Origin of the sequence: Kitasatospora sp. NPDC047058 (genome assembly GCF_040643935.1) — a bacterium.
In the GTDB taxonomy this organism is placed as follows: Bacteria; Actinomycetota; Actinomycetes; order Streptomycetales; family Streptomycetaceae; genus Kitasatospora.
Genome location: NZ_JBEYVJ010000549.1, coordinates 1 through 3,917 on the forward strand (window position 1 = coordinate 1; position 3,917 = coordinate 3,917).

Consider the following 3,917-nt stretch of genomic DNA (forward strand, 5'->3'; position numbering starts at 1 on the left):
CGAACTCGGCTCCTACACCGACCTCCCGGTCAGCGTGGTGCGCGTGCTCCTCGGCGACCTCTACATGGAGCTCCTTCGGTCGGCCGGCGCGGGTGGGCGCCGACGCACGTCCCTTTATACGGCCTCCCTGCTCGCGGGTACCCACCTGCCCGTACTGTGTGACCGAGGTGTAACCAGCGAAGAGGAAGAGGTGACGCCCGGTGCGCCATCAGCTGCTGGCGCTGCTGGCCCGGCAGCCCGCCTACGGGTACGAGCTCAAGCAGGGGCTTGAGCAGACCTTCGGCGCGGCGTACCCTCAGCCGAACATCGGCCAGATCTACGTGACCCTGAGCCGACTGGAGAAGTCCGGCCTGATCCGCGGCACCGAGGTGACGCAGGAGGGCAAGCCGGACAAGAAGGTCTACGAGATCACGGAGAAGGGCACCGAGGAACTCGCCGGCTGGTTCGAGGCCCCGACCGAGGGGCCCCGGGTCAGGGACGAGTTCTTCATGAAGCTCATCCTGGCCGAAGACACCGACCTCGCCGACCAGCTGACGCTGATCAACAACCAGCGCCGGCACTGCATCAACATGATGCGCGGACTCAACAAACTGGCCGCCACCGAGCGCGGCAACCGGACCTCGCTGCTGCTCATCGAGGGCGCGGTCCTGCACCTGCAGGCCGACCTCGACTGGCTGGAGCGTTGCCAGGAGGAGCTGACTTGACCGGCGCCGAGCCGACCCCGCAGCCGCTGCTGGCCGCCGACGCCCTGGTGCGCTCGCACCTGAGCGGCTCGACCCTGATACCCGCGGTCCGCGGCGTCAGCCTGCGGATCGACCACGGCGAGTTCGTCGCCGTCACCGGCCCCTCGGGCGCCGGCAAGTCCACCCTGCTGCACCTCCTGGCCGGCCTGCTGCGGCCCGACGAGGGCGAGCTGCGGCTCGACGGCCGCCGGGTCGACGGCCTGCGGGAGGCCGCCTGGGCCCGCCTGCGCCGGCGCCGGTACGGCATCGTCTTCCAGGGCGGCAACCTGCTCCCCGACTTCTCCGTCGCCGACAACATCGAACTGACCGCGGTGCTCGCCGGCATGTCCGGCCGCACCGCCCGCGAACGCCGCGAGGAACTCCTGGCGGACCTCGGTCTCGCGCACAAGGCCGCCGCCGGGCCCGGGGAGCTCTCCGGCGGCGAGCGCCAGCGGGTCGCGCTGGCCCGCGCGCTGGTGAACCGGCCGCAGCTGCTCCTGGCCGACGAGCCGACCGGGAACCTCGACAGCCGCAGCACCCGCGACGTCCTCGCGCTGCTCAGCCGCTACCACGAGCAGGGCACCACCATCGTGCTGGTCACCCACGACGCCCGGGCGGCGAGCACCGCCGACCGGGTCGTCAGCCTCTTCGACGGCCGGATCGCCGACGACGCCCGGGTGGAGGAACCCCCGGCCGCGTGGCGCACCGCCAACGGGGTCCGCGACGTCATCGACTTCGGCGGGTGAGCCGGTGCGCGCGCTCCTCCGCTGGATCCGGGCCGACCTGCGCTCGCACCGCCTCCACGCCCTGCTGATCGTCCTCGCCACCGGCGGCACCGTCGCCGCCCTGCTGCTCGCCGGCGCGCTGCTCGGCGCCGCCGCCGACCCGTGGCAGCGGCAGTTCCGGGACGCCGGCTCGCCGCACGTCAGGATCGACCTGCGCCCGCCCGCGGCCGCCGCGGGCAGCACCGACGAGCCGTCGGCCGCCGTACTCGCCCGCGAACCCGGCGTGCTCGCGGTCTCACCGCCCCAGCACACGGCCGAGACCACGCTGACCGGCCGGCGCGCCGACGGCGCCGCCGCACCCGCCGGCCCGGCGGACCGCACCGACCGCACCACGCTGGTGCTGCGCGGCGACACCCCGGGGGCGGCCCGCCCGCTGCTGCGGTCCGGGAGCTGGCTCGACCCCGGCGACGCCCGCGGCATCGTGCTCGAACAGTCCGCCGCCGACGCCGCCTGGGCCCGCGTCGGCGACCACCTGACCGTCCTCGACGCCCACGGCGCCGCCGTGGAGCTGACGGTCCTCGGCATCGCGGACAGCCCCGACCAGCTGCCCAGCCAGGCCGCGGGCTACGACCTCGGCTGGGCCCCGCCCGCCACCCTCGACCTGGTCCAGCCGGACCGGGCGGCGCAGGGCCTCACCGTCGGACTGCGGCTGGCCCGCCCCGACGACGCCGGGTACACGGCCCAGCGGGTGGTCAGCGTCCTGGGGGCCGACCGGGTCACCCGGATCACCACCTGGCTGGACGCGCGGGCCGCGCGGCACCAGGACGACCGGCTGGCCGGCCTGCTGCTCGGACTCTGCGGACTGGCCGCACTGCTCTCCGCCGCCCTCGCGGTGGCCGGCGCGGCCGGCGCGCGGATCAGGGCCAGGACCGGTGACATCGCCCTGCTCAAGGCACTCGGCTTCACGGCCGCCCAGGTCGCCTGGACGTTCATCGCCGAACAGCTGCTGCTGGCCGGCACCGGAGTCCTGCTCGGGGCCGGCGGTGCCGCGCTCGCCGCCCACGCCGTCCCGGCCCTCGGCGGCGGGACGGACGCGCTCCACCGGCTCGTCCCCGGCGGCACCGCGACCACCGGCGCCGTCGTCGCCGCGGCGCTCCTCGCCGTCGGGGCCGCCGCCGCGCTGCCCGCCCTGCGCGCCGCCCGGGTCGCCCCCGTCCCCCCGACCGACGGCACCCGGCCGCCGGCCATGACCGCCCGCCCGGTCCGGCTCGGCCCGCTCCGCCGGCTGCCGCCGGCCCTCGTACTCGGACTCGGCAGCGTCCTGCGCCGGCGCTCGGACCTCGTCGTGAGCGCCGTCCGGCTGACCGTCCCGGTCGTCGCCGCCACCCTGGCCCTGAGCACCTGGGCCACCCTCGACGCCGTCACCGGTCCCGACGGCGGCGCCACCGTCCCGTCCGCCACCGCCCGGCGGACCGCCCCCGGGCAGACGCCCGGCGACGAGCGGCTCGCCGACGCCCTCGCGACCGACGCCGCCGTGCGGGGCGTCTACCCGGGGACGGAGATGCAGGCCCTCGCGCCCGGCCAGTCCGCGACGCTCACCCTGCGGGCCGTCGGCACCACCGCCGCGCCCTACCCGTACACCGTCGTCGAGGGCCGGTCGATCCGCGCGACCGACGAGGCGGTCGCCGGCCAGGGCGCGCTCGACCTGCTCGGCGCCCGGGTCGGCCAGTGGGTGCGGCTCACCACCGGCGGCACCCCGCGGATCCTGCACATCGTCGGGCGCGACCTCGAACCGGAGCACGGCGGCCGGGTGCTGTCCACCGGCTTCGACACCCTCGACCGGCCCGGCGACCCGACGCACCCCGACTTCTGGCAGCTCACCCTGCGCGCCGGCCAGGACCCGGCCGAGGTCCAGCGCGCCCTTCCCGCGCGCGCCGGGCTCGCCGGGCAGGTGGAGATCCGCCTCCCGAGCGGCCCGGTCACCCGGCCCGGCGCGCTGCGGGCCAGCGTGGTGGGGCTGCTGCTCGTGCTCGCGCTCATCTGCCTGGTCGACCTGCTCACCACGGCCGCGGCCGGCTTCCACGAACGCCGCCGGGACCTCGGGCTGCTGCGGGCGATCGGCCTGACCCCGGGCCAGTGCGCCGTCGTGCTGGCCGTCCGGGGGACGGCCATCGCCCTGGTCACGGTCGCCGTCGGCTCGGCCGTCGGCATCCCGCTGGTCCGCCGGCTGCTCGACCGGCAGGGCGAGCTGGGCGGCATCGGCGCGGGCATCGCACGGGCCCCGTCCGTCTGGACGCTCCTCGCCATGGCCGCCGTCTGCGCGACCACGGCGGCCGTGCTCTGCGCCCTCCCGGTGCTGCGCGTCCCGCCGCCCGCCGGCTCGGTGCTGGCCTTCAGGTCCTGCACCTCGAACAGCCAGCCTCGGGCGTCGATCGGGCGCGGGGCTCCGGTGGTCGCCATGGGGTCACCT

The 3,917-nt window shown here is 76.6% G+C and carries 3 protein-coding genes; all 3 read left to right on the forward strand.

Translation table 11 applies throughout. From position 1 onward, the window contains the following. Positions 1-200: 200 nt before the first annotated feature. On the forward strand, positions 201-704 hold the full coding sequence (locus ABZ885_RS37195) for a PadR family transcriptional regulator (RefSeq protein ID WP_360199008.1): 504 nt from the start codon (positions 201-203) through the stop codon (positions 702-704). Continuing rightward, positions 701-1,468 carry an ABC transporter ATP-binding protein gene (locus ABZ885_RS37200; RefSeq protein WP_360199010.1) on the forward strand — a complete coding sequence of 256 codons (768 nt, stop codon included), beginning with the start codon at positions 701-703 and terminating at the stop codon, positions 1,466-1,468. The genes ABZ885_RS37195 and ABZ885_RS37200 overlap by 4 nt, the downstream gene beginning before the upstream one ends. 4 nt (positions 1,469-1,472) lie before the next feature. After that, a partial coding sequence (locus tag ABZ885_RS37205) for an ABC transporter permease (RefSeq protein ID WP_360199012.1) occupies positions 1,473-3,917 on the forward strand: 2,445 nt, incomplete at its 3' end.